General features: G+C 34.9%; 18 protein-coding genes and 1 other RNA gene. 10 read left to right on the top strand and 9 right to left on the bottom strand.

The window, feature by feature from the left end:
- Positions 1–156 precede the first annotated feature (156 nt).
- The 3 genes from OF897_RS17415 to rpsU all read right to left on the bottom strand — a co-directional run bounded on the left by OF897_RS17415 (position 157) and on the right by rpsU (position 1,610).
- Positions 157–447 carry an HPF/RaiA family ribosome-associated protein gene (locus OF897_RS17415; protein ID WP_267266952.1) on the bottom strand — a complete coding sequence of 97 codons (291 nt, stop codon included), beginning with the start codon at positions 445–447 and terminating at the stop codon, positions 157–159.
- The gene (locus tag OF897_RS17420; protein ID WP_267266953.1) at positions 444–1,331 is read right to left on the bottom strand and encodes a tyrosine-type recombinase/integrase; all 888 of its coding nucleotides are present in this window, start codon (positions 1,329–1,331) and stop codon (positions 444–446) included. The genes OF897_RS17415 and OF897_RS17420 overlap by 4 nt, the downstream gene beginning before the upstream one ends.
- A gap of 81 nt (positions 1,332–1,412) precedes the next feature.
- Positions 1,413–1,610 carry a 30S ribosomal protein S21 gene (gene rpsU / locus OF897_RS17425; protein WP_034702010.1) on the bottom strand — a complete coding sequence of 66 codons (198 nt, stop codon included), beginning with the start codon at positions 1,608–1,610 and terminating at the stop codon, positions 1,413–1,415.
- Between the two features lie 422 nt (positions 1,611–2,032).
- On the opposite strand from rpsU, the gene OF897_RS17430 reads away from it, so the two are divergent.
- The 7 genes from OF897_RS17430 to pyk all read left to right on the top strand — a co-directional run bounded on the left by OF897_RS17430 (position 2,033) and on the right by pyk (position 10,999).
- The gene (locus OF897_RS17430; protein WP_267266954.1) at positions 2,033–5,860 is read left to right on the top strand and encodes a T9SS type B sorting domain-containing protein; all 3,828 of its coding nucleotides are present in this window, start codon (positions 2,033–2,035) and stop codon (positions 5,858–5,860) included.
- Positions 5,861–6,153: 293 nt separating this feature from the next.
- Positions 6,154–6,553, top strand: a transfer-messenger RNA (tmRNA) gene (gene ssrA / locus OF897_RS17435).
- A 268-nt stretch (positions 6,554–6,821) separates the two neighbouring features.
- A complete protein-coding gene (locus tag OF897_RS17440) occupies positions 6,822–7,061 on the top strand; it encodes an acyl carrier protein (RefSeq protein ID WP_002976354.1) in 240 nt (79 codons plus the stop codon).
- Between the two features lie 29 nt (positions 7,062–7,090).
- Positions 7,091–8,335, top strand: coding sequence for a beta-ketoacyl-ACP synthase II (gene fabF / locus OF897_RS17445; RefSeq protein ID WP_267266955.1), 1,245 nt, complete (start codon positions 7,091–7,093; stop codon positions 8,333–8,335).
- A gap of 10 nt (positions 8,336–8,345) precedes the next feature.
- Positions 8,346–9,110 carry a ribonuclease III gene (rnc, locus tag OF897_RS17450; protein ID WP_267266956.1) on the top strand — a complete coding sequence of 255 codons (765 nt, stop codon included), beginning with the start codon at positions 8,346–8,348 and terminating at the stop codon, positions 9,108–9,110.
- Complete coding sequence (locus OF897_RS17455) at positions 9,088–9,561, top strand: IPExxxVDY family protein (protein ID WP_267266957.1); 474 nt, start codon at positions 9,088–9,090, stop codon at positions 9,559–9,561. Before rnc ends, OF897_RS17455 begins: the two co-directional genes overlap by 23 nt.
- A complete protein-coding gene (gene pyk, locus OF897_RS17460; RefSeq protein ID WP_267266958.1) occupies positions 9,554–10,999 on the top strand; it encodes a pyruvate kinase in 1,446 nt (481 codons plus the stop codon). Before OF897_RS17455 ends, pyk begins: the two co-directional genes overlap by 8 nt.
- A 61-nt stretch (positions 11,000–11,060) precedes the next feature.
- Here pyk and OF897_RS17465 read toward each other — a convergent pair whose 3' ends face one another.
- From OF897_RS17465 to hutI, 4 genes are all read right to left on the bottom strand, one after another.
- Entirely contained in the window at positions 11,061–12,353 is a 1,293-nt protein-coding gene (locus OF897_RS17465) for an aldehyde dehydrogenase family protein (RefSeq protein WP_267266959.1), read from the bottom strand.
- 222 nt (positions 12,354–12,575) lie between these two features.
- Complete coding sequence (gene hutG / locus OF897_RS17470) at positions 12,576–13,490, bottom strand: formimidoylglutamase (protein ID WP_267266960.1); 915 nt, start codon at positions 13,488–13,490, stop codon at positions 12,576–12,578.
- Between the two features lie 6 nt (positions 13,491–13,496).
- The gene (locus OF897_RS17475; RefSeq protein WP_267266961.1) at positions 13,497–14,603 is read right to left on the bottom strand and encodes a DUF695 domain-containing protein; all 1,107 of its coding nucleotides are present in this window, start codon (positions 14,601–14,603) and stop codon (positions 13,497–13,499) included.
- 1 nt (position 14,604) lies between these two features.
- Positions 14,605–15,831 (bottom strand): imidazolonepropionase, encoded by a 1,227-nt coding sequence (hutI, locus tag OF897_RS17480; RefSeq protein WP_267266962.1) that lies wholly within the window; start codon positions 15,829–15,831, stop codon positions 14,605–14,607.
- Positions 15,832–15,997: 166 nt separating this feature from the next.
- Between hutI and ruvB the strand changes: the two genes are divergently transcribed.
- Genes ruvB through coaE form a run of 3 tightly spaced genes read left to right on the top strand, consistent with a single transcriptional unit; the run spans position 15,998 to position 18,588 of the window.
- Positions 15,998–17,020 carry a Holliday junction branch migration DNA helicase RuvB gene (gene ruvB, locus OF897_RS17485; protein WP_267266963.1) on the top strand — a complete coding sequence of 341 codons (1,023 nt, stop codon included), beginning with the start codon at positions 15,998–16,000 and terminating at the stop codon, positions 17,018–17,020.
- Positions 17,021–17,077: 57 nt separating this feature from the next.
- Positions 17,078–17,944: an MBL fold metallo-hydrolase gene (locus OF897_RS17490; protein WP_267266964.1), complete on the top strand. Its 867-nt coding sequence runs from the start codon at positions 17,078–17,080 to the stop codon at positions 17,942–17,944.
- 8 nt (positions 17,945–17,952) lie between these two features.
- Positions 17,953–18,588 carry a dephospho-CoA kinase gene (gene coaE, locus OF897_RS17495; protein WP_267266965.1) on the top strand — a complete coding sequence of 212 codons (636 nt, stop codon included), beginning with the start codon at positions 17,953–17,955 and terminating at the stop codon, positions 18,586–18,588.
- A gap of 155 nt (positions 18,589–18,743) precedes the next feature.
- Here the strand turns inward: coaE and OF897_RS17500 are convergent, their stop codons facing one another.
- Together OF897_RS17500 and OF897_RS17505 are read right to left on the bottom strand one after the other, a co-directional pair.
- A complete protein-coding gene (locus OF897_RS17500) occupies positions 18,744–23,210 on the bottom strand; it encodes a GEVED domain-containing protein (RefSeq protein ID WP_267266966.1) in 4,467 nt (1,488 codons plus the stop codon).
- Between the two features lie 333 nt (positions 23,211–23,543).
- Positions 23,544–25,559, bottom strand: a complete 2,016-nt coding sequence (locus tag OF897_RS17505; protein WP_267266967.1) for a M43 family zinc metalloprotease — start codon at positions 25,557–25,559, stop codon at positions 23,544–23,546.
- Positions 25,560–25,574 lie beyond the last annotated feature (15 nt).

Raw genomic sequence — 25,574 nt, forward strand, 5'->3', positions numbered from 1 at the left:
TGCTGATTACAAATCAGCTGCTCTAGCCAACTGAGCTATGGAAGCCTAATAAAACAAAAAGAATTCAAAAGATCTCTATTCCTTTTTTGCGTGTGCAAATATAGAACGGATTTTTTGAATTCTCAAACTTTTTAGAAAGTTTTTTTACTTTTTTTATTAAGCTAATTCTTTTTTCTTGATTAACAGTTTCTTAGCAGCATCAACGCATTGATCTAAACTCTCCTCAAAACTAATTGATGTTTTTTTAACCACGATATCGTCTCCCGGAACGACCAAAATCAACTCGGTGGTCTTATTTGATTTATCAGAATTGTTTTCAACTTTCAAAAACACTTTGCATTCTTGAATTTTGTCATAAAACGTTTCTAGTTTGCTTACCTTTTTGTCTACATGTGACTCTAGAGGTTCGTGTGGAGTTAAGCCGATTGCTTGTACTGAAATCTTCATAATTCTTCTTTTTTAATTGCTCTTGGATGAGCTTGATTAAACACTTTTTTCAACTGTTCTATATTGGCATTAGTGTACACTTGTGTGCTTGCAAGACTAGAATGACCCAATATTTTTTTTACTTTCGATATCTCTGCCCCATTGTCTAAAACATGCGTCGCGAAGCTGTGTCTTAAAATGTGAGGACTTCTTTTTTCTTTCGAAGTTACAAGACTAAGGTACTTATTAACTACTACATAGACAAATTTTTCTGTGAGTTTTTTTCCCTTTTTATTGATAAAAAAATAGGATTTAAAATCATCCAATGGTTTTCTTATCCTTAGATAGTCTTTTAGTAAAGCACTTAAAGTTTCAGAAATAGGTATATATCTTTCTTTATTACCTTTTCCTAAGATTTTAAGCTCATCTCCTTCTAAGTTTACACTTTCAAATATTAAGCCACAAAGTTCAGATTTTCGGATTCCGGTTTGGTATAAAGTTTCGACGATGGATTTTTCCAGCACATCTTCTACCTCATCAAAAATCTTAGTCTGTAAAACATGCATTTCTTCCTGTGAGATGGGAATTTGCTTTTCGGGATAGAATTTTAATGATGATATACTTTCTATAGGAGAAACTTTAATTTCACCCAGTTTTAAAAGAAAAAGGTAGAAACTGCGAAGTGTAGAAAGTTTTCTGTTGATCGTTCTTTTAGAAATACCATTCTCACTGAGCTGAACAACAAAATTTCTGATTATTTTTTTATCAGCCTTAAGAATATCTTCGGAAGACTCCGTTTTAAGATAAAAAGAATAGAAGTCGTCGAGATCACGACGATAGCTTATAATAGTATGAGGCGAATACCTCTTCTCTAATTGTAAATAGTCTAAAAATTTTTCTCGCATACTTTTGTAAATATAAAACAAAAATCACTTCTTAAATATAACTATTTAAGAAGTGATTTAGTATGTGTTTAAGAAAATATCTTAAGCTTGCTCTTCCTTGCTTAATCCTCTTTGTTTATAAGCCGCTTTTAATCTAGCTTGTCTAAGAGTTACAGAAGGCTTAATAAAAGCTTGTCTTGATCTTAATTGACGAACAGTACCTGTTTTGTCAAATTTTCTTTTATATTTTTTTAACGCTCTGTCGATAGACTCTCCGTCTTTTACTGGAATTATTAACATATATTACATCTCATTTTGGATTGCAAAACTAAGCGTTTTTTATTAAACTGCAAACTTTATGGGATAAAAATATTCATTTTTTATTTATTTAAATATTTAAGATCAAAAGAAAACCCTTTATGACAAGGCATTTTGAAAGGATTTTATTAATTCAAATGAAATCAATAAAATTTTTACTTTTACATACCATATTTATTTTAGATTTGTAAATTATTTTAAACAACTAAAAACCAATACTTAAACCATAACTAAACAATCATGAGGACGCTACAACACGCTCTAAATCACATATAAAATTCTACACTTTAGAATAATTTCATTTATTTTGATCAATCATTACTACTCTTTTAACAGCTCTTTTATTTAAAATAAGAGAGAAATAAGAGGAAACTTTAGTTAAAAATACAAATAAAACTTTCTATATGATGAAAAAACTACTTTCTTCATTACTAATCATCTTCCATATTTTTGCATTTGCACAAGAGGATTGTATTTCTGCAATTACCGTGTGTGGAAATTCGAGCATCAATTACACTCCTGTCGGAATTGGAAACATCAACGAAACACTTGGAGGTTGCCTTTCCTACGAAAATCACTCGGTATGGTATAAATTTACAATTGCAACAAGCGGAACGCTTACTTTCGATCTTGCTCCAACCGGACCTGTTGATTATGACTGGGCAATCTATGGACCAAACGTAACCTGTGCAAACCGAGGCACACCAATAAGATGTAATGCTTCTGGGAATTTCACCAACACAGGGATGAATATGACCAATACCAACATTACTTCCGGAGCAGGAAATACGAATCCTTACTGTAGATATATGGATGTTGTCGCAGGACAAACCTATTATTTATATGTTGATAATTGGTCAACCACGATATATACATTTAATTTAACATGGGGAGGAACAGCAACTTTTGTATCTCCTTTCACCAATTCAACGACCGCTCCGAATCCTTTTATTCCACCAGGATCAGCGGGACCGAATCCCGGTTCTCCGAGAGAAATCGATATTTGCGGAAATAATACAACTTTTAATTTCAATTCTTTATCGCCCGGAATAATTAATGGAAATCCTAACTTTGTTGTCAATTACTACAGTACAGCAAACAATGCGGCAACAGGAACAAATCCTATTACAGCTCCAACAACAGTAAATACTTCTACAACTTATTACTACAGTATTAGTTATCAAGACTTGACTAACCCAACAAGTGCAGCCAATTCTTGCAAACAAACCAATGCTATTATTTTCAAAGACAAAAGTTTAACTGCTTCAATCACAGCATCTGCAACAAAATTGTGTGTTGGCGGAAATGTTACCTTAACATCAAGTAATTCCACAGGAAATACCTGGTCGACAGGAGCAACGACTCAATCTATCACGGTAACAGCTCCCGGAACTTACACTTTAACAAGTACAAACGGAATCTGTACAAGCCCGCAAGCTTCAGTAGTCATCACTCAAGACACTGATCCGAATCCACAGATTGCAGGAAATTTAACTTTATGTGAAGCGACTTCAACAACGCTTACAGCTACTTCAACAGGAACCGGAAATACTTATTTATGGTCAACAGGAGCAACAACTCCAGCAATTACCGTAACAACTCCAGGAAACTATACAGTAACCGTAAAAACTCCGGCAAATTGTACGTATACAAAGTCTGTCAATGTTGTTCAAGGTGTGGTTCCAGTAGTACAAAATGCAACCTTAACGAATTGTTCTAATACAACTACAGCAGTATTTAATTTAACTACAGCTCAACCAAATATCAGTACAACTCCAGGAGTTTCTTTTGATTATTATTTAAATCAAGCAGATGCATTGGCAGGAAACACAAGCACAATAGCAACTCCAACAACTCATACTTCCGGAAACGCAACAATTTACGTAAGAGTAAAATCCGGAACCTGCGCAAAAGTTGCATCATTACAATTAAACGTCTCCCAACTTCCAGCTCCTACAATTACGAGCACTTCTTCAGCAATCTGCTTTGGAGGAAACGTAACGTTAACATCCAGCGCAACAACAGGAAATACATGGTCAAACGGAGCAACAACACAATCTATCACCGCAACGACAGCGGGAACTTATTCTGTAACAACTTCAAACGGAATCTGTACAAGCCTTCCAGCTTCAATAACCTTAACAGCAGAAAGCGATCCAAATCTTCAGATTGTGGGTAACCTTATTATTTGTAGCTCACCATCCGTTTTAACAGCAACTTCGAATGGAACCGGAAATACTTATTTATGGTCAACAGGAGTTACAGGAAACACGATTTCAGTTTCTACACCCGGAATTTACTCAGTGACCGTTACAACACCTGCAAGCTGTCAATACACAAAATCTGTAACACTAACACAAGGAACAGTTCCTGTTGTGCAAAATTCATCTTTAAATTTATGCTCAACGACTAATACAGGAACATTTAATTTAACATCGGCTCAACCTAATATTAGTACAACTTCTGGAGTAACTTTTAGTTATTATTTAAATCAAGCAGATGCTTTAGCTGGAAACGGTAATATAATTACAACTCCAACAACCCATACTTCAGGAAATGCAACTATTTATGTTTTGGTTAAAACAGGTTCTTGTTCAAAAGTCGCAGAATTGCAATTAATCGTTAACTTAACACCAATTACTACAATTTCAAGCTCATCTAATGCAATTTGCAGCAACAATCCCGTTGTTTTAACCTCAAATTTCGCCACAGGAAACACTTGGTCTAATGGAGCAACAACTCAATCAATAACCGTTTCTACACCCGGAACATATTCTTTAACTAACAATAACGGAACCTGCACAAGCCTCCCTGTTTCGATAAATATTACTCAAGGAGTAGATCCGAATGTTCAAATTTCAGGAACGTTGACATTCTGCGAAGGCAATTCAACAACATTAACCGCAACAGCAAACGGAACAGGAAATACATTCCTTTGGTCAAACGGAGCCACCACAACTACAACAACTGTAAATACTCCGGGAAATCATAGTGTGACAGTAACAACTCCAAACGGTTGTCAATACACGAAAACAGTGACTACAATAATGGATCCTGCAATTTTCGTCAACATTAATGCACCGGGAGAAATAAATTGTACCAATACACAAATTACCTTAAATGCAACGTCTTCAGTTTATCAAGCCGGAGCAACATTCTTATGGACCGCAACAGGAGGCGGAAATATTGTTTCGGGAGCAAATACATTAACTCCAATTGTAAACACCGCAGGAACTTATACTTTAACAATTACAAGCGCAACCACAAATGGATGTACAAAGCAAGCTTCAATAACGGTTATTAAAAATATCACTCCGCCAGTAATTAATATTTCAGCTCCAAAACTGACAATATGTAAAGGTGAGTCCATTACACTTACCGCAGTTGGAGCCAATACTTACACATGGACAGGATTGCCAGGAAACGGAAGTACACAAACCGTTTCACCAACATCTACAACAACTTATACCGTTACAGGAATAGGATTAAATGGATGTTCAGCAACTACATCAGCAACAATAACGATAACTGTAGTTCCAGAAATTGCTTCAACTCTGCATAATATAGAAATCTGTAAAGGTGATAAAGGAACTTTAGATGCAGGAGCAGGACCAAACTACACTTACATATGGAGCACAGGAGCAACAACACAAACAATAAGCACAGCAACAGCGGGAGTTTATTCTGTAACAATCAACAATGGAGTTTGCTCAAAAACTTTTACAGCAACAGTAGGATATATTGTAACACCAGAAATAACAGAAATTACTTACACTAATAACATTTTAACCATTACTGTTAAAAATAAAGGAACCTTACCTATTGAATATTCTATAGATAATGGCGTAACGTGGCAAACATCAAATGTTTTCAACGTAATGAAAAACACAAAATATTCTATTAAATTAAAATATCGAGGTGTTGCTTGTGAAACTTCCGCAGAGTATTATACATTTTTCATGACCAATGTTATCACTCCAAACAGCGATGGCAAAAATGATGTCATTGATTTCAGCGAAATCAGCAAATATGGAAATTTTGAAGGGGATATTTTTGACAGATACGGGAAATCTGTATTTAAAGCTTCAACTAAAACTCCGATTTGGGATGGCAAATACCTTGGAAGACCTTTACCTACAGAAACTTATTGGTATAAATTATATTGGGAAGACAAAATCACCAAAAAACCGGTACAAATAAACGGTTGGATTTTACTTAAAAATAGAGATTAAGGTTGAGGCTAAGATTGAGTTTTAAAAAAGTGTCGGAAAAATTCTTGACACTTTTTTATTACAATTCTTCACTACAATTTCTATAATCACTAAATTTAAATAACCAACCACAATTTAGCCCCGATGGAAACGACATCCTTTTTTGTGGCGGACGGAACGAAGAGGAGACCGCTGCAAAAAAGATATAGTGGACAGCGGGAAATAGCTCCTAAAATAAATTTTAAATATTAAAAAACAAGATCAATATTAAGAGAATTTAAACAAAAGTAGTATCTTTGCAATCACTTTAACATGGGGTTGACTGGTTTCGACAGCAAGGTCAATGGGTAAGTAAGCATGCAGAGAACCGTAGCGCGATCTCTTAAATCCCTTGCTACAAAATTTTAACTGGCAACGAAGAGTTCGCTCTTGCAGCTTAATCCGAATAAAGTAAGATTTCAAGCGCTTTCCCGAAGATAGTAAGGAAGCAAGATGTCTCACAAATGCTCTGTTTTGCGGCGTTTGATTCTGAGATATAGTAATGCAGAAATAAGGTTTTGGGAGCTTTGACCAAAACTCGAAAAATTCAGAAGCTAAGATTTAAGTTGGGTGTTTGCTCTCTGCTTAAGTTCGAAAACCAATAGTAAAATAAGCATGTAGAAATCTTATGTATTGCTTGTTTGGACGAGGGTTCGAATCCCTCCAACTCCACTTTTAAACTAAAAGAGAATTTGTAAATTATTGAATTTTAAATAATTACATTTTCTCTTTTTTATTTTTAGGCAATGTGCGGTAAACAACTTCTATTATCCTAATAAATATATGTTAAAATTAAGCAAATATAAAGTCCTGATTACGAAAAGACTATCTCAAAATACGAGAAATTATCATTTCTCTGGCCACAAAAAAGATTAAAAAAATGTTTTATCGTAAAGAATTTTATATATTTGCACCATCTAACAATTAAAAAAAATAATTTACTATGTCAGACATTGCATCAAGAGTAAAAGCTATCATCGCTGATAAGCTTGACGTTGAAGAAACAGAAGTAACTCCTGAGGCTAGCTTCACAAATGATTTAGGAGCAGACTCTCTGGATACAGTTGAACTTATCATGGAATTCGAAAAAGAATTTAACATTCAGATTCCTGATGATCAAGCTGAAAAAATTACTACTGTAGGGCACGCTATCGCTTATATAGAAGAAGTAGTAAATAAATAATATTCTTCAACAGAAAATTTTAAAAGTTTATGGAATTAAAAAGAGTAGTTGTAACTGGTTTTGGCGCAATAACACCGGTCGGTAATAATGCGAATGAATACTGGGAAAGTCTTGTAAAAGGCGAGAGCGGAGCCGCTCCTATTACTCTTTTTGATGCCACAAACTTCAAAACAAGATTCGCTTGCGAGGTGAAAAACTTCAATCCATTAGATCATTTCGATAAGAAAGAAGCTAAGAAAATGGATAGAAACACTCAGCTTGGGATGGTTGCTGCCAGAGAAGCAGTAAGTCATTCAAAAATCATGGAAGATAATGTTGATAAAAACAGAGTCGGAGTGATTTGGGGATCAGGAATTGGTGGTCTAGAAACTTTCGAAACCGAAGTTTTGGGTTGGGCAAATACAGACATCCCAAGATTTAACCCTTTTTTTATTCCTAAAATGATTGCGGACATTACACCGGGGCATATCTCTATTGAATACGGTTTCCACGGTCCCAATTATACTACAGTTTCTGCTTGTGCTTCATCAGCAAATGCATTAATTGATTCTAAAATGCTTATTCAGTTAGGTAAAGCAGACGTTATCGTTTGTGGAGGTTCTGAAGCTGCCGTTACGGCAAGTGGTGTTGGAGGATTTAATGCAATGATGGCACTTTCTACAAGAAACGAAGATCCTACAACTGCATCAAGACCTTTTGACAAAGACAGAGATGGATTTGTTTTAGGTGAAGGAGCGGGTTGTATCATCCTTGAAGAGTACGAACACGCTGTGAAGCGTGGTGCAACAATCTATGCTGAATTATTAGGTGGCGGTATGAGTGCAGATGCACATCACATGACGGCACCACATCCTGAAGGTTTAGGAGCTTATTTAGTAATGAAAAATTGTCTGGAAGATGCAGGATTAACTGCTAATGATGTAGACCATATCAATATGCACGGTACGTCTACTCCATTAGGAGACATTGCAGAATCTAGCGCAATTTCAAGATTATTGGGTGAGCACGCTTATGACATTCAGATTAATTCTACAAAATCAATGACAGGTCACCTTTTGGGTGCAGCCGGAGTTATTGAAGCCATTGCTGCTATAGGAACTATTATTCATGGTATTGTTCCTCCTACAATCAACCATTTTACTGATGATGAGAACATCGACAGCAGATTAAATTTCACATTTAACACCGCTGCAAAAAAAGATGTAAAAGTTGCCATGAGTAATACCTTTGGATTTGGTGGGCACAATGCTTGCGTTCTGTTTAAGAAAATCTAATTATTACTGAATGGAGTTACAGAAATATTTTTCTAAATTCCTTCTCAAAAAAAGAAAAAGACAACTTACGGAAAGAGACTATTTCCTGAGTACAGAACTAAATAAAATTTTAGGTACTGAGGTTCAGAATGTCAATTTTTACCGTGAAGCTTTTTCAATTAAAACCTCTTCTAAAAATCAAGAAAGCAATTACGAAAGGCTTGAATTTTTAGGAGACTCTGTTTTGGGTACAATTATTTCGTGCCATTTGTTTCACACTTATCCTAAAGCGAATGAAGGATATATGACACAGATGAAATCGAAGATTGTAAATAGGAAAAATCTCAACAAATTAGGAGAAGATTTAAAGCTTACCGGTCTTTTACAAAAAAACAATCATGCTGTTGCTTTGGGAGAAAACATTTCAGGGAATCTCTTTGAAGCACTTGTTGGTGCAGTTTATTTAGATTTCCAATACGAAACTTGCAAAAGAATTGTTTTGGAAAGACTACTCACGCCAACAGAGATTAATAAGCTTGAAAATAAAATTGTAAGTTACAAAGGTCTTTTGCTGGAATGGAGCCAGAAAAAGAAACTGAATATAAAGTACGAAACCTGTGAAGAAATTCAGGTGAATAAATCTATCGTTTTCCGATGCCATGTTTGGTTAGGAACAGAGAAAATTTCAAATGCCACAGAAACTTCAAAGAAAAAAGCAGAAGAAAAAGCTGCACAAAGAGCATTTTATATTTTAAACAAAAAAGAAAATATACTTGGAAATCCAAAAACTTTATGATCTTGACGATATAGAATTTGAAGATATTGCCATTGCTTTGGTGAGATTAGTCAAACATATACCGGATCATGAGTTTTTTTTTAAAATCAATCAAAAAAACGATTTAAAATTTTCAAGAATTACAGATCTCGTTTATCACGGGACTTACTACGATTTTTGTTTCCCAAGGTTTGAAGCTTATCATAAGCATACCAAAACCTGTTTTACATTTATCTCCAACAAATGTTCAGAAAGTAATCAAAAAAAATTACAAACTGAACTCTTCACAGAAGAAGAAAACATTAAGTTTTTATTAAATAATCATCCAGATGTAGAATATATTCTGCATAGTTCGGAACAATTTCCTGATTTTTCCGTAATTTTGCTGGCTGAAAATCTTGCGTTTCCTATTCAAGATTACAATCTAAGTTCTGAAGAAGAACTTTATCAAATAATACAGTATTATGAATAAGTATTTAAAGAAGACAAAAATTATCGCAACACTTGGGCCTGCTTCATCTTCGAAGGAGGTAATGTTAGGATTGATGAGAGCGGGTGTTGACGTTTTTAGAATCAATTTTTCTCACGCAGACTACGATTTAGTTCGTTCGAATATAGAAATCATCAGAGACCTTAATAAGGAATATGGTTATTCAGTAAGTATTTTAGGAGATTTACAGGGTCCAAAATTGAGAGTTGGTGTTGTAAAAGAAGGTTCTTACCTAAATCCTGGAGACATTCTTACGTTTACCAATGAAAAAATCGAAGGAGATTCTACGAAAGTTTACATGACTTATCAGCAGTTTCCTCAGGATGTGAAAGTAGGCGAAAGAATTCTTATTGATGATGGTAAACTGATGCTTGAAGTTCTTGAAACTAACCAAATTGATACTGTAAAAGCTAAAACTATTCAGGGTGGACCTTTAAGCTCTAAAAAAGGAGTTAATCTTCCTAACACAAACGTTTCTCTTCCGGCTTTGACTGAAAAAGACATTCAGGACGCCAACTTTATGTTGGATATGGAAGTAGACTGGATCGCACTTTCATTCGTTCGTCATGCTCAGGATATTATTGATCTAAAAGAGTTAATTGCTAAGCATCCAAATGGTAAGTTCAAAACTCCAATTATTGCGAAAATTGAAAAGCCTGAAGGTGTAAAAAACATTGATCAGATTTTATTGGAATGTGATGGATTAATGGTTGCACGTGGAGATTTGGGAGTTGAAGTTCCGATGGAAGAAGTTCCGGCAATTCAGAAAAACTTGGTTGAAAGAGCAAGATTCTTCTCAAAACCTGTAATTATTGCTACACAGATGATGGAAACAATGATTAGCAGTTTAACGCCAACAAGAGCCGAAGTAAATGACGTTGCAAACTCTGTATTGGACGGAGCTGATGCAGTAATGCTTTCAGGTGAAACTTCTGTAGGTAGATATCCTATTCAAGTTGTTGAAAATATGGCGAAAATTGTAAAAAATATCGAAATGACGAGTTTTTACCAAAATAAAAACGAACCAATCGAGAAAGATTACAATTGCATCGACGAAAGGTTTATCACCAATAGAGTTTGTCTTGCGGCTGTAAGAATTGCAAAAAGTACCAATGTTTCAGCAATTGTTACTTTGACAAGTTCTGGATATACAGCTTTCCAATTATCGGCTCACAGACCAAATTCTCACATCATTGTTTACAGTGGAAACAAGAAAGTAATTACAATGTTAAATCTTCTTTGGGGTGTTCGTGCTTATTATTATGACATGAATAAACCAACTGATGAAACGATCATTCAGGTGAATATGTTAACACACAATCACGGTTATATTGAAACGGGTGATTTCGTAATCAACATCAATGCAACACCGTCGTACGAAGGTGGAAAAACAAATACTTTGAGATTAACGACGATTTAATTGTTGTCTTTGATATAAATGAAAACTCCCGATTTAAAATTAAATCGGGAGTTTTTTATGTTTATTTTCCTAAAATTGTTTTCGCTGTGACAAACTCTTTTAAAGCCAACAAAGAAAGCTCGGTTCCGTAACCTGAAGATTTGGTTCCACCGAATGGAAAACGTGGGTCAGAACTCGTCATTCTGTTGATATTTACTGTTCCCGATTCTAAATTATCAATAAAAAACTGCTGACGTTCTTTATTTTTCGTCCAAACTGCATTAGATAACCCAAAAGGGATATTATTCGCAATTTCTAAAGCATCATCATCGTTTTCAGCAATCATAATCATACCTAAAGGACCAAATAATTCTTCCTGCAGAATAGGATTTCCTTCATCCACTCTGATTAATCCGGGATTAAATTCATTTTCAGAAATTCTTTCCAGCGGAATAATTGCTTCTGCACCATGATCTAAAGCTTTCTGATATTGTTTTTCCAAATCATCTGCTAAATCTGGTCTTGCCATTCCGCTCAATTTTGTTTCTTTCAACTTAGGATTTCCTGAAACATATTTTTTGTATTCTTCAATAAATTTCGGAAGAAAATCAAACTCAATATCTCTTTGAATAATAAATCTTTTGGCTGCTACACAGGTTTGTCCGCAATTCTGAAGTCTTGCCAAAGCACCAACTTTTGCAGCTTCATCTAAATCTGCATCATCCAAAACGATGAAAGCATCACTTCCACCCAATTCAAGCAGAGATTTTTTAATATTTTTTCCAGCAGTTGCCGCCACTTCTGCTCCGGCTTTTTCGCTTCCTGTAAGACTTACACCTTTTATGGTTTTATGTTCTAAAACCTCTTGAACTTCTTTATGTCCAATTTCAAGATTTTGGAAAACTCCTTCAGGAAAACCTGCTTCAATAAAAACTTTTTCAATAGCATTTCCGCTTCCAAAGCAAATTGATGCATGTTTTAAAACTACTGTATTTCCAGCCAAAATAGCAGGCGTTGCAAATCTCAAAACCTGCCAAAAAGGAAAATTCCAAGGCATTACACCTAAGATAACTCCTTTTGGAACATAATGAATTTCTGAAATGTTGTATTCAGATTCAATTTTTTCCGGACTTAAAATATTTTCAGCTTCGGCATAATAATTCATCATTAACGCAGATTTTTCAACCTCTGCGATAGATTGAGAAATGGGTTTATTCATTTCATTGGTAATGATTTCGCCAAAAATTTCAGATTTAGTTTTAAAAATTCCTGCAGCTTTTGCAATGAGTTTTTGCTTTTCTTCAAACGGAACTTTTTTCCATTCTTGAAAAGCCTGGTCAGCTTTTAACAGCTTGTTTTCTATTAAATTTTCCATGTTAAATTTTCCATTTTTAAAGATTCAAAACAGAATCTTCTGCTTTTGGATAAGCATTTGTAAGGCAACAAAAAATGTTCCTTATATCATATTTAATTAATGATAAATTCTATGAATTTTATTTATTATAGCTAAGAGAAATTAAAGTTTAATTAAAATATTTCTCTCGCAGATTAAGGAGATTGAGCAGATTTATTATAGTAACAAAATCCGTTTAATTTGCTAAATCATAAACCATTCATTCGCCAGACTCGCAGCAAATCTTGCAGTACGATCTTGAATATCAAAATGTGGATTGACTTCTGCAATATCCAATGCAATAAGCTTTTCATTTTTCAAGATATGCTTATATAAATGCATAAAAGCAGCATCAGCAAAAATTCCATTATAGGCAGAAGCAGAAACTCCAGGAGCAATCGAAGCATTAAAAACATCCATACAAATTGTCATGTAAAGAACATCAACTGAATCTACAAGTTCATTTACTCTTTCATAAATCGATGGAAGATTTTCAAAAAACAATTCATCCGCTAAAATATATTTCATTCCGAATTGATGGGCAGTATCAAAAAGTTTCAAAGTATTTGAATTTCTTTGAATTCCGATATGCAAGGAATTAATTTCTCCTTCCTGAGCAATCTGCCAAAAACCAGTTCCTGAACTTGCTCCTACTCCATTTTCGGGTTGTCTGTTATCAAAATGTGCATCAAAATTAATAATCCCGATTTTCTGTTCAGGGAAAGCCGTTTTCACTCCCCGATAATGACCGAAAGTTACTTCGTGACCTCCACCAAGAACCAAGGATTTTCCGCCTTTCAACAAGACTTTTGAAATATTTTTTGCTAATTCATTTTGTGTCTGTTCAAGATTTCCGTCTTCACAGATAATGTTTCCAAAATCAAGAAGAGAAAAATCAGGACGAATTACAGGAAAATTCGACATATTTTTTCGGATAATATCCGGAGCATCTTTTGCACCTTGTCTTCCTTTATTTCTGCGAACCCCTTCATCAACAGCAAATCCGTGTACAACGAAATCGTTCGTTGAAATCACATCGTAATTTGTTTCTTCTTTTACTCTCTGAAATATTCTGTGATAAAGTAATTCTTCACCATCTACTCTTCCTTGCCAAATCATTTTAAATTAATTTTGATTTACATTATAGCGTTCAAAACTCTGCCAATATTTGTCTTTGTAAATTTCTAAGACCATCTTATAAGCAGGATTATCTTTAATTATTTTTTGCAAAATCTTAGACGGCTTTCTGAAGTCTTTACTTGCAAAATAGATTTCCCTTATGTTGTCTGCGCTTTCTCTTCCAATATACACACTTCCGCCTTCATTTTTCAGATTTTGGAATGCGTCATCTTCTATTTTGTCTAATTTTTCGTAATCTTTACTCTCTGGAAGTCCGCTGTTTTCCTTTCCGTCATATTCAATCTTTAACACTGAGATCCATGGATAAGAAGTTTTAGAATCATAATTGAGCGCTGTTGTATTTACGGTTGCAATAAGTGGCAAACCATTATTCAAAACAGCTTCCAAAACTGTATAAGCATCGTCATCGCCAATATCTTTTACATTTTTATATTTTTTAATAAATTCTCTTTCTCTCCAAGATAAAAAATCTTTCAGTTTAGAGATCGGAACAAGTTCTTTCTTTGCATCATCTTTACCCACTATATTAAATGTATCGATTTGGGTTGCAAAATTCAGTTCACCTAAAAAATTATCCAAAAAAATACAAACTCCGGTCACACAAGAACTTTTTGTTTCTTCAGATAAACCATCATAGACAAAAGTAATATCAATTTCATCGGGATAACCATCAATTTCATTTGAATAAAAAGAAATATTATCTTGTGAAAAATCTTTTCCATCAATTTTAATTCCGTGGTCGATATTCATTTCCGGCTTCAGGGCAGTAAATTTCCATTGGTCAAGCTTTGGAGCTTCTGCGATAATTTCTTCTGCAAAAACAATATTTTTAATATCTCCGTCTGCTGTAATAATCAATTCGGCCACAGCATCTTCACTCATTCCACAAAGAAAATAATAACCTTCATTTAGCTGCTTTAGTTTGGGTGAAAGTATATCAAAAAAATCAGTTTCTATATTTTTATGGTTCCTGATGACTTCATAAAAATCTTTTTCTTTCGTTAAAAACCAATCCCAAAAATCTTTATAATCTTTAATTTCATTTTCTTTATGGTCTTCTTTTTTACCAAAAACTTTATCGAAAATTCCCATATTATTTTATTTTGCTTCCATCAATATACACATTTTCCGCATTCAAAGTTCCCTGATTATACAAAACATTCTGGAAATTATTGGTTTTATAAGTTACAAAATCTGCTTTCAAGCCTTGTCTTAAACTTCCTCTATCATTCAAATTTAATGCAAAAGCTGCACGGAAAGTCATTCCTGCTAAAACTTCCGCAGTAGTTAACTTCTCAAATGTTGCTAAAATAGAAGCTTGTGTAATTAAATTTCCCATTGGTGCAGAACCGGGATTCCAATCGCTCGCAATGGCTAAAATTGCTCCTGCATCTAATAATTTTCTTGCGGGAGTAAATTTTTCGCCCAAACCTAAACTTGCGCCAGGTAAAGCTGTTGCAACAGTATCTGATTTAGCCAAAAACTCAATATCTTCATCAATTGTTGCTTCTAAATGATCCGCAGATTTTGCACCAACTTCCACTGCGATTCTTGAACTTCCCGCTGTAAATTGGTCTGCATGAACCGTAATTTCAAAACCTAGCTCTTTAGTTTTAAGTAAGAAACCTTTACTTTCTTCAGGTTGAAATGCTGATTTTTCAATAAAAATATCAACACGCTTTGCCAAGTTTTCTTCTTTTACTATTGGTAAAATTTCTGTTAAAATATATTGTAAATATTCTTTATTGCTTCCTTCAAAATCCCGTGGTTTTAAATGTGCCGAAAGACAAGTCGGAACTAATGTCGCTTTTGTTTGTCCCTGAGCTTGTTTGATGATTCTAAGCATCTTCAGTTCATTTTCTACATCCAAACCATACCCGCTTTTCACTTCAATTGTTGTAATTCCGAGAGAAATCAAAAAATCGATTCTTTCCGATAAAGTTTTCAATAATTCTTCTTCTGAGGCATTTCTTGTATGTTGAACTGAACTCCAGATTCCTCCTCCACTTTCAGCGATTTCAAGATAGGTTTTACCTGCATTCCGCATCGCAAAATCGTTCGCACGATTTCCACCAAAACAAATGTGAGTATGAGAATCTACAAAAGCAGGAAGAACAATTTGTTCGCCTTCTATCGTTTCTATTTCAACATTTTTATTTTCTGATTTTAATACTTCAAAATTTCCGACTTGCTGAATTTTTTCATTCTGAATTAAAATTCCGCCATCAACAATAATTTCAAGTTGTTCGTCAAACAGTTTTCCTCTTAAAGGGAGATTCGCAAGTGTTACAACCTGCTTGAAAGGACCAATTAGTTTCATTAAATAAGGGTTGAGGTTAAGGTTGAGGCAAAAAACCGCAACTCTAAAATTTTCTCTCTCAAAAATACTCAAAATATCTGTTGTATTCAAATCATGAATTTTTCCTCAATCTCAGTCTCTGCCTAAACCTAAAATTGCTATCTTTACGGTAAATGAAACTGAATTAATGCCTGATTTTTTACATCCAGATAAAGACAATTACTCCAATGAAGAGCTCATGCAGGAAGAAAAAATTCGACCGCAGAGTTTCAAGGATTTCGCAGGACAAAGAAAAACTTTAGAAAATCTCGAAGTTTTTGTCACTGCCGCCAAAAAGCGTGGCGGTGCACTCGATCATGTTCTTTTACACGGTCCGCCAGGTTTAGGAAAGACAACTTTAGCCAATATTATCGCCAATGAACTTGGAGTAGGTTGTAAAATTACTTCTGGTCCAGTTTTAGACAAACCGGGAAGTTTAGCCGGTTTACTGACTAATCTTGAGGAAAACGATGTCCTTTTCATCGATGAAATTCATAGGCTTTCGCCAATTGTGGAAGAATATCTGTATTCGGCGATGGAAGATTATAAAATCGACATCATGCTGGAAAGTGGCCCGAATGCTAGAAGTGTTCAGATTAGCTTAAATCCTTTTACACTCGTGGGAGCCACAACTCGAAGCGGAATGCTAACAAAACCAATGTTAGCGAGATTCGGAATTCAAAGCAGACTGGAATATTATACAATTGAATTGTTATCAATGATTATTATTCGAAGTGCAAGAGTTTTAGGTGTAAAAATTTATGAAGATGCAGCAATTGAAATTGCAAGAAGAAGCCGTGGAACACCGAGAATTGCGAATGCACTTTTGAGAAGAGTTCGTGATTTTGCGGAGATTAAAGGAAACGGCGAAATTGAAATTGATATAACTAAATATGCTTTAAATTCATTAAATGTTGATGAATTTGGTTTGGATGAAATGGATAATAAAATCATGCGTGTCATGATTGAAAATTTTAAAGGAAAACCTGTTGGTATTTCAGCTTTGGCAACATCTATTGCAGAAAATCCTGAGACTTTGGAAGAAGTTTATGAACCATTTCTGATTCAGGAAGGATTTATTATCAGAACTCCGAGAGGAAGAGAAGTGACGGATAAAGCCTATAAACATCTGAATATTTCGAGACCAAAAAATCCGGGAGAACTTTTTTAGTTCTATGCTTAAAGCTCTGCTTTAAAATTTAAATAAGAAAATAAAAACATAATATATATGAAATTATATCCAATACAATGTGGAAAATTTAAGCTCGATGGCGGAGCAATGTTCGGAGTCGTCCCAAAGAGTTTGTGGGAGAAAACCAATCCTGCAGACGAGAGAAATCTAATCGAACTGGGAACAAGATCTTTACTTGTTGAAGACGGAAAAAAATTAATTTTAATTGATTGTGGTCTTGGAAACAAGCAAGATGATAAATTTTTCGGTCATTATTCGCTTTGGGGAGACGATAATTTAGATAAAAACTTAAAGAAATATGGTTTCGTAAAAGAAGATATTACCGATGTTTTCTTAACACACCTTCACTTCGATCATTGCGGTGGCGCTATTGAATGGAATGATGATAAATCCGGATACAGACCTGCTTTTAAAAATGCACAGTTTTGGACGAACGAAAATCACTGGCAATGGGCAACAGAACCTAATGCAAGAGAAAAAGCAAGTTTTTTAAAGGAAAATATTCTTCCTATCCAGGAAAGTGGACAACTGAACTTTTTACCACTTCCGGCAAATGGAAATTATGGATTTGCTCCGGACTTGAAGATGGATGTTATTTTTGTGGATGGACATACGGAAAAGCAGATGCTTCCTGTCATTCAGTATCAGGAAAAAACGATTGTTTTTGCAGCAGATTTAATTCCTACAGCAGGACATATTCCGCAAGTTTATGTGATGGGATACGATACAAGACCTTTGTTGACTATTGAAGAAAAAGCGAAGTTTTTAAAACAGTGCGTAGAAAATGATTATCTCTTGTTTTTTGAACATGATGCACACCACGAATTGGCAAGTTTAAAAATGACAGAAAAAGGAGTTCGTTTGGATGAGACTTATAGTTTTAATGATGTTTTTGGATATTAATTTGAATTATGGAAGAATTACATTCAGAAACTAAAAAAGCAGAACCCGATCCCTTATCGACATCCAAAATAATCGGTTTAACTGGTGGAATTGGTTCAGGAAAAACTACCGTGGCAAAGTTTATTGAAGACTGTGGATTTCCAGTTTATTATTCGGATGACCGAGCTAAAGAAATTGTGAATGACAACAACGATTTAAAACTTAAAATCACGGAACTTTTAGGAAATGAGGCTTACGATGAAAATGGACTTTATAACAGGAAATTCGTCGCTGAGAAAGTTTTTAATGATAAAGATTTACTTCAAAAATTAAATGAAATTATTCATCCTGCTGTTCGGATTGATTTTGAAGATTGGGTGAAAAAGCAGACGAAGTATTTAATTTTTAAAGAAACAGCTTTACTTTTTGAATTAAAACTACATCTGCAATGTTACCGTTCGATTTTAGTTACTGCCGAAGATAATATCAGAATTAAAAGGGTAATGGATCGCGATGGAAAAACCTACAGAGAAGTACAATCTGTTATGGAAAAACAACTACCTGAAAAAGATAAAATCAAATTGGCAGATTGTGTTATTTACAACAATACCAATTTGGATGATTTGAAAGATCAAACTGAAAAAGTCATTTTTGATATAGAATAATAAAAACTCCCGTTATAATATAGCGGGAGTTTTTTGTTGATTAAATTAATGGTTATTTAAATTACATTTAGATTAACTTAATTATCTAATTTAAGTTTAATACAAAAAAAATAAGCTCTCATTTCTGAGAGCTTATTCTATTTAAAAAAGTTTGATTATTCTTTAATGAATTTCTTCTGAGCTGTGCCCTGAACATCATCAATATCGATCATATAAACACCGTTGATCAATCTGCTTACGTCAATCTTATTATTTAAGATTATTCCGCTTGAGATTAGTTGACCAGCTGCACTATAAATCTTGTAATTAGCTTTTTTGCTGATATTCTTAACATTCAATGTTGATTTTACCGGGTTAGGATAAATCATTATGTCTGTTTGATTAAGAGCATTCGCTACTGGAAGTTTAGATATTCTTACTGTATAATCTTCAACTTCACCGTTAGCAAAACTTGTACAGTTTACAGGAATAGCATCTTTAGACATTGCAACTCTCATGACAACATATTTATAATCTGTCATACTCACAAAAGCATCTGTCGGTACATTGAAAGTTGCACTAGCCGTAGTACTTTCATTCGGACCATCAGCAAGGATTCTTTCATTTAAATCGAAAGTTCCGTTTCTGTTAAAGTCAATCCAAACTGCAACACCTCCTTTTGCTCCTGAACCTAATTTTTTGTCAACAACAATCTGGTTACCTGTTGATCCTTGAATCATTTCGATGAATTTCGTAGGTGTACCTGTGTAATCAGAATATTGAGATCCTGCTGTTGTGTTAGTCATTTGAGGTTTTCCTGTAGGTGTAACGGTAACCTTTGAAATGAACTCACTAACAAAATTTGTAGATCCCATCTGACAATACACTACTGTAGGTGTTGTAAAGTAATACAGAGGAGTAAAGTTACCCGGTGTACCAGTACAAACATTTGCTACCTGCATTTCATATTTTGTCAATTCTAATAATCCTGTAATAGTATAAGTATTAGTATTTACATTCACAGTCGTCCAGCTTGGTATTCCTACTTTTCTATATCTGAAAACATAGCTGTTAGTAGCACCTGCACCTGTATATGCATCCCAAATAACTTCAGCAGTTGTTGGTGTAAGTTGTGTAATTGTTAATCCTGGAGGTGGTATTTCACAAACTCTAATCGTTGTAAATACTTCTGGATTAGACCATGGATTTGCAACACTAGCTCCAACACAAGTAGTACTTACTTGTACTTCATAATTTTCAAATGAATCTAAACCTGTAATGGTATAGCTATTTAATGGAGGTTGTGGAGTTCCAGGAGCTGGAGGTGATTGCCATCCTGCTACACCTGAACCAACTTTTCTCCATCTAATCGTATATACTGCACTTGCAACTAAAGGATTCCACGTTACAACAGCAGAATTTGGTGTGATGTTACTAATTGTAACAGTCGGCGGTGCCGGATCACATTTTGTAGCAAACGGAACCGACGGAGCTGTTCCTTCTGTACCATTACAAATTGCCACTACCTTTACTTCATAATTTGTAGCAGGCTGTAAACCTGTATTAATAGGATAACTTGTGGCTGGTGGTGACAAAATTACTGATGAGTTCGTCCAAGTAGCAGAAGTTAACTCTTTCCAATATACTCTGTAGTTAAGGTTATCTGGAGAAGGTGTCCAGTTAACAATTGCAGAATTATGAGTAATTGTATTTACAGTAACATTTGTAGGTGCTACAGTAGAACATGGTTTAATGATAAATGTAAAATCTACATAGTTACCATAATTTGCTGCACCACAAGGTGTAAGTGTACCTGACCATGATGTAGCAAACCTTGCTCTGTAAGATCCCGAAGGACGACCAGTTGTTAAAATAGTTCCAGTAGCAGTATTTACATATCCATTTGAAAAATAAACTTCTTCTCCACCTGGACCTGTTCCTGGTGTGAATACCATATCATTATTCCAATCAATCCAAATATAATAGTAGTTACTTGTACCACCATTCATACTAAAATCTACAGGGTTATTTGGTAATACAGAGAAACTTGTAGCTGAATTATTTACATACGCCTGATATGTATTAGCAGTATAATTAAGATTAGTAAAACCTCCAGTCGTTGTAACCGTTTTCAGATAGTATGATGTAGAAGATGATCCACCTGTAGGTGTACAGTAATTTGTAAATACTGTTACAGGACCAGACCAATAACTAATATCTGATGAGCTACATTTTGCTCTAACCCACACATAATAGGTAGTACTTGGCGTCAATCCATTAATTAATTGACTAGGACCTGATACTCCAGAAAACTGAGGTACTGTACCTGCTGTAGGAGGTGTATTTGATGTACTGTAATACACATCATAACCACCTGCTGGAGCTGGACTTGGTACTGTCCATTGTACTGTTGCACTCGTAGTTGTTGCACTTTGTAATGTAAAATTCGTTGGAGGTAAACAAGTAGGAGGTGCTACCACAGATAATGTAAAGTCAACATAATTTCCATACGGTGCAGGTCCGCAAGGAGGAACCACTCCACTATAAGAAGTTGATGTTCTAACTCTATAATTTCCTAATGCTGTACCTGCAGGTACCGGAATTGTTCCAGACAGTGTTGCTACATAATTTGCATTAGAAAGTACTAGCTCTCCTGGGTTAGCAAAAACTCCGTCACCATTCCAATCTACCCATACTTTATAATAATAAGAACTTCCTCCTGTAGTAGCTAAACTGATATTAACGTTATTTCCAGGAGATGTCAATACGGTTGTATTCGTATTTACGTATGCATTATAAGATGTTGCTGTATAATTAAGATTAGTCCACCCTAATGTAGTAGTGATATTATTAAAATAATATGAATTTGAACTACTTCCACCAGTTGGTGTACAATAACATTGCGAAGGAAGATTTTGTCCTACGGAAACTATATTCGATGTAGCTGACTGACTACTATTTGCACAAGTTACCACACAACGATAATCTGTAGCTACTGTTTGGCTTGCAACAGTGTATGTAGGAGTTGTTGCACCCGCAATTGCCGTAAATGTACCTGCACCTGCTGGACTACTAAACCATTGATAAGTAATACCTCCTCCAAATGTATAACCTGTAAGCACCAAATTAAATGGTACGCCTATACAAGCATTAGTTGTTGTAGCAGAGGCTGTTCCAGAAACAGGAGCACCTGCGCATGGAGCCAATGCAAGTATATTAACATTATAATCATGTGTTTCACCATAAGAAGCTGAACTACATGCATCAACCCCTAGAGTATTATATATTGCACGTACACGCATTCTATGAACACCAGCAGGTGCTGTAAGCGGAATTGCAATATTAGCGTTTGCAAATGCTGGACTTTGAAGAAGTGGCAAATCTGTCAATAATTTTTCAGCAGCATCAAAAGTACCATTGTCATTAAAATCAATCCAAATGCTTACTTTTTCATAATCAGGTGATGAGTATGTAGTATTAATCTGAACCGGGTAAGATTGTCCCGGTAAAAGATTTACAGGAGTAAATGCAGTTGTTCTGTCATAATATCCTGCTCCGTTACAACCTGTATTCAAATCGCTGATAATAGAAGGAGCAACACCTGTAATTACAAAACTATTTAAGTCATCGCCGCTACCACAGTTGTATGTGTAAATTGGTGTACAATAATTTAAACACTGTCCACCTGTATTAAGTCCTACAGTTACTATATTCGAATTCTGTGTACTTCCTCCATTCGTACAAGTTACCACACATCGATAATCGCTTGCTGCAGTATGATTTGTCACAGCATAAGACATAGTTGTAGCACCTACAATATTAGTAAATGTATTGGCTCCAGCCGGAGATCTTTGCCATTGATAGGTAATCCCTCCTCCGGTTGTTGCACCTGTAAGTACAAGATTGAAAGGTATATTTGCGCAAACTGCTGTAGCCGAAGCTGAAGCCGTTCCTGCGGTTACCGCACCCGAACAAGCGCCTCCAGCGCTATATCCAATTTGCAAGAAAGGTCTTCTATCATCAATAGTACTTATTGAATTTGTAGTTGACGATAGAGTTGTAATCCCTGCTAAAGTTGTATTTCCAGTACCATAAATCCTATTTGGCACCGTACTCCAAAGCCAATCAAAAGTACCCGTTGAAGGATTTCCTGTAACTTGATTAATATCCCACTCAACAGAAATCTCTAAAGATCCACCTGTATATGTAAAAGGGGTATTTAATGCAAAAACGATGTAATTTGGTGTCATCGTTGCTGGGATAGCTTGATTTAAGTTTTGATAAACTAAAGTAGCTCCAGAATTAAGGTTTGCCCAAGTTTCTGATGCTGCAGCATAAGCTGTAGCTGTAGAATTTTTCATATATATTCTGAAAATTCCACCACCAGTAGTAGTTGCATTATTATTCTTTACCCACCCCAAATCATTAATAGTGACCCCCGAGGTTATACCAGCAGCAGCGAGCTCACTTGCGGTATAAAGATAAGAATATCTACTAGCATCATAACTACTTGAGGTACTTGATCGATAAACGGGTCCAGCATTATAGGCAGGTGTTCCAGCGGTTCCGGTAGTTATTTGGGCTACCTGCGCATGAACTAACAAACCGATAAGTAAACCCCAAATCAGTAATATTTTTTTCATATTATACAATTCTTAATAATTAAATTTAAATTCATTGGATCGTTTGTTTAAGTATTTTTTTAGATTCTGCAATACTAATCTATCGTAAACATCATCTAAATGATATTGTTGATAAAAATCAACTTTAAACACATAAAATGTGTTGAGAATGTAAAATTCCGCCATAGGCAATATTATTTTTATATTAAATACAAATCTAAACATTTTTTGTCATTTCCAGCAAATGATTAGTTTTTTTTTTATTATTACTTCACTAAAAACGGTCTTATGATTACATAATAAAAAAATCCTCAAGCAAAACTTGAGGATTCATTAGTATATAAAAAGAAATTATTATTTCTTAATAAATTTCACGCTTTCAGATACACCTTTATCATTAATTGTAATAATATATGTACCTCTCACTAATTCAGATACTCTAACTTGGTTATTGTTAATTTCACCAGCTTTTACAATTTGTCCTACAGCATTATGAATTTCAAATTTAGCTTTGTTAGAAACTTTAGTTATATTTAAAACATCAGTTGCTGGGTTTGGATAAACAGCAAAGCTTTCAAGTTTAGTTTCACCTGTAGCCAAGACAGTAACATTTACAGCTCTTGTTTGAGTATCAAAGAACGAACTTCCCTGGAAAACAATATTTCCTGCAGAATCTTTCAAATTATAATATCCACCATATTCGTAAATTCCATCAGATTCAGAATCATTAATTGTGAATGTATAACATCCAGGAGTTAAAGCCCAGTTTTGAGTATAAAGTGCTGGAAGAGCAGAAGTATCTGTAGTAGCAGCACCACTATAAACAATAGTTCCTGCACTGTTTTTCAAATTCCAAGTAGTTTCAGAACCGTAAATATCTCTTTGTAAATTAAATGCATAAGTACCCTGAACTGCCGGTACTGCACCAGATCCTACAAAATAAGTTGTTAAAGAACTGTTACTTGCTCTTTGATCAGCTACACTATTTACCGTAGTAACTGTAATCGTCATGTTACCTGAAGGCATTGTACTAGGAACTGATAAATCAATCAATGCGTAACGATTTGGCGCTAAACTTCCAGACCAAGTATAGCTCTGAGTATTAGTACCTACCCCATAAGTAATAACCGCTGAAGTCATTGTACTTGTTCCTCTGTTGTATAAAGAAATTTTAGTTGTAGAAGCTGCAGTTCCACCACATGTAGAATTTGCTGTTGTTGTACAGTTTGTTTCTAATTTTACTTCTCCATCGTTCGCAAAAAGAGGAATCGCAATATCTGCTGTTGATGTTTTTAGTTCGAGCCTTCTTGGAGAATTGTTCATTACAGCAGTAATTCTGTCTTTTTGATTTACCGTAAAGATATTCATACAAGTATCGTTTGTATAGTCCATATAATTTTGAACCATCTCAAACACGCTTGCATTATCACAGCTTGCGATAAATTCATTACATGTATAATTTGCTGTATGTGCTGTAGGAGTATCTGCACAGTAATCTGTTCCACAAGTAGCATCGCCCCAAATATGTCTTAATCCTAAAAAGTGCCCCACCTCATGAGTCATTGTTCTTCCTTTATCATAAGGAGCTCCCAAAATAAAAGTACCATCGTCATAATCAGAACTTCCAAATGTAGAATAATTTGCTACTACACCATCAGTAGTTGCAATACCACCACTTGTATTTAGACCTGCCAATCCTGAATTTGAAGGAAACTGTGCATATCCTAAGAGCGTAGAACTAGAACCTCCAAATTGAACACTCCACATATTCATATATTTGGTAGGATCCCAAATTGTTCTTGGTTTCACATAAGAATTAACTCCCGCTTGTGTCCAACTTGCATAACACAGATTAACTCTATCGATACCATTTGTAGGATTTCCGTTTGGATCTACTTTTGCCAAAGCAAATTGTATCATTATATCTGCACCTACAGGATTGGTATTGAATCCCGGAGTTCCGGATGCTTTTCTGTAATCATTATTCATTACAGTTATCTGAGATTGAACTTGAGTATCTGTAATATTCGGAGCCACACCATAAGCCTGTCCTGCATGTATAACGTGTACAACTACCGGAATTGTAATAATCCCTCCGTTTTGAGATTTATTCGATTTTGCATTTTCAATTAAAGGATTAATCCATGCTTCAAACTGAGCCTCAGTCATTCTATCAGGATACATTGCCTGCAGGTATTTCTCATACCCTGTAGAAGCACAACGCATTACCCCATTCGCATCCTTAAGCTCATCCATCGTATAAGCTTTACCAAAAACCAATTTACTGTTTTCTAATTTCTGCGCACTGAATGTTGCAGCAAAAATCATAGAAAACAGCAAAATTACTTTTGAAACTGTAAATTTCTTCATTTTAAAATTAATTTA

The sequence above is a fragment of the Chryseobacterium formosum genome, assembly GCF_026460885.1.
Classification (GTDB): Bacteria; Bacteroidota; Bacteroidia; order Flavobacteriales; family Weeksellaceae; genus Chryseobacterium; species Chryseobacterium formosus.

Coding starts and splice junctions, on each gene's coding strand:
- OF897_RS17415 (WP_267266952.1), bottom strand. CDS start 447: ATGAAGATTTCAGTACAAGCAATCGGCTTAACTCCACACGAACCTCTA.
- OF897_RS17420 (WP_267266953.1), bottom strand. CDS start 1,331: ATGCGAGAAAAATTTTTAGACTATTTACAATTAGAGAAGAGGTATTCG.
- rpsU (WP_034702010.1), bottom strand. CDS start 1,610: ATGTTAATAATTCCAGTAAAAGACGGAGAGTCTATCGACAGAGCGTTA.
- OF897_RS17430 (WP_267266954.1), top strand. CDS start 2,033: ATGATGAAAAAACTACTTTCTTCATTACTAATCATCTTCCATATTTTT.
- OF897_RS17440 (WP_002976354.1), top strand. CDS start 6,822: ATGTCAGACATTGCATCAAGAGTAAAAGCTATCATCGCTGATAAGCTT.
- fabF (WP_267266955.1), top strand. CDS start 7,091: ATGGAATTAAAAAGAGTAGTTGTAACTGGTTTTGGCGCAATAACACCG.
- rnc (WP_267266956.1), top strand. CDS start 8,346: ATGGAGTTACAGAAATATTTTTCTAAATTCCTTCTCAAAAAAAGAAAA.
- pyk (WP_267266958.1), top strand. CDS start 9,554: ATGAATAAGTATTTAAAGAAGACAAAAATTATCGCAACACTTGGGCCT.
- OF897_RS17465 (WP_267266959.1), bottom strand. CDS start 12,353: ATGGAAAATTTAATAGAAAACAAGCTGTTAAAAGCTGACCAGGCTTTT.
- hutG (WP_267266960.1), bottom strand. CDS start 13,490: ATGATTTGGCAAGGAAGAGTAGATGGTGAAGAATTACTTTATCACAGA.
- OF897_RS17475 (WP_267266961.1), bottom strand. CDS start 14,603: ATGGGAATTTTCGATAAAGTTTTTGGTAAAAAAGAAGACCATAAAGAA.
- hutI (WP_267266962.1), bottom strand. CDS start 15,831: ATGAAACTAATTGGTCCTTTCAAGCAGGTTGTAACACTTGCGAATCTC.
- ruvB (WP_267266963.1), top strand. CDS start 15,998: ATGCCTGATTTTTTACATCCAGATAAAGACAATTACTCCAATGAAGAG.
- OF897_RS17490 (WP_267266964.1), top strand. CDS start 17,078: ATGAAATTATATCCAATACAATGTGGAAAATTTAAGCTCGATGGCGGA.
- coaE (WP_267266965.1), top strand. CDS start 17,953: ATGGAAGAATTACATTCAGAAACTAAAAAAGCAGAACCCGATCCCTTA.
- OF897_RS17500 (WP_267266966.1), bottom strand. CDS start 23,210: ATGAAAAAAATATTACTGATTTGGGGTTTACTTATCGGTTTGTTAGTT.
- OF897_RS17505 (WP_267266967.1), bottom strand. CDS start 25,559: ATGAAGAAATTTACAGTTTCAAAAGTAATTTTGCTGTTTTCTATGATT.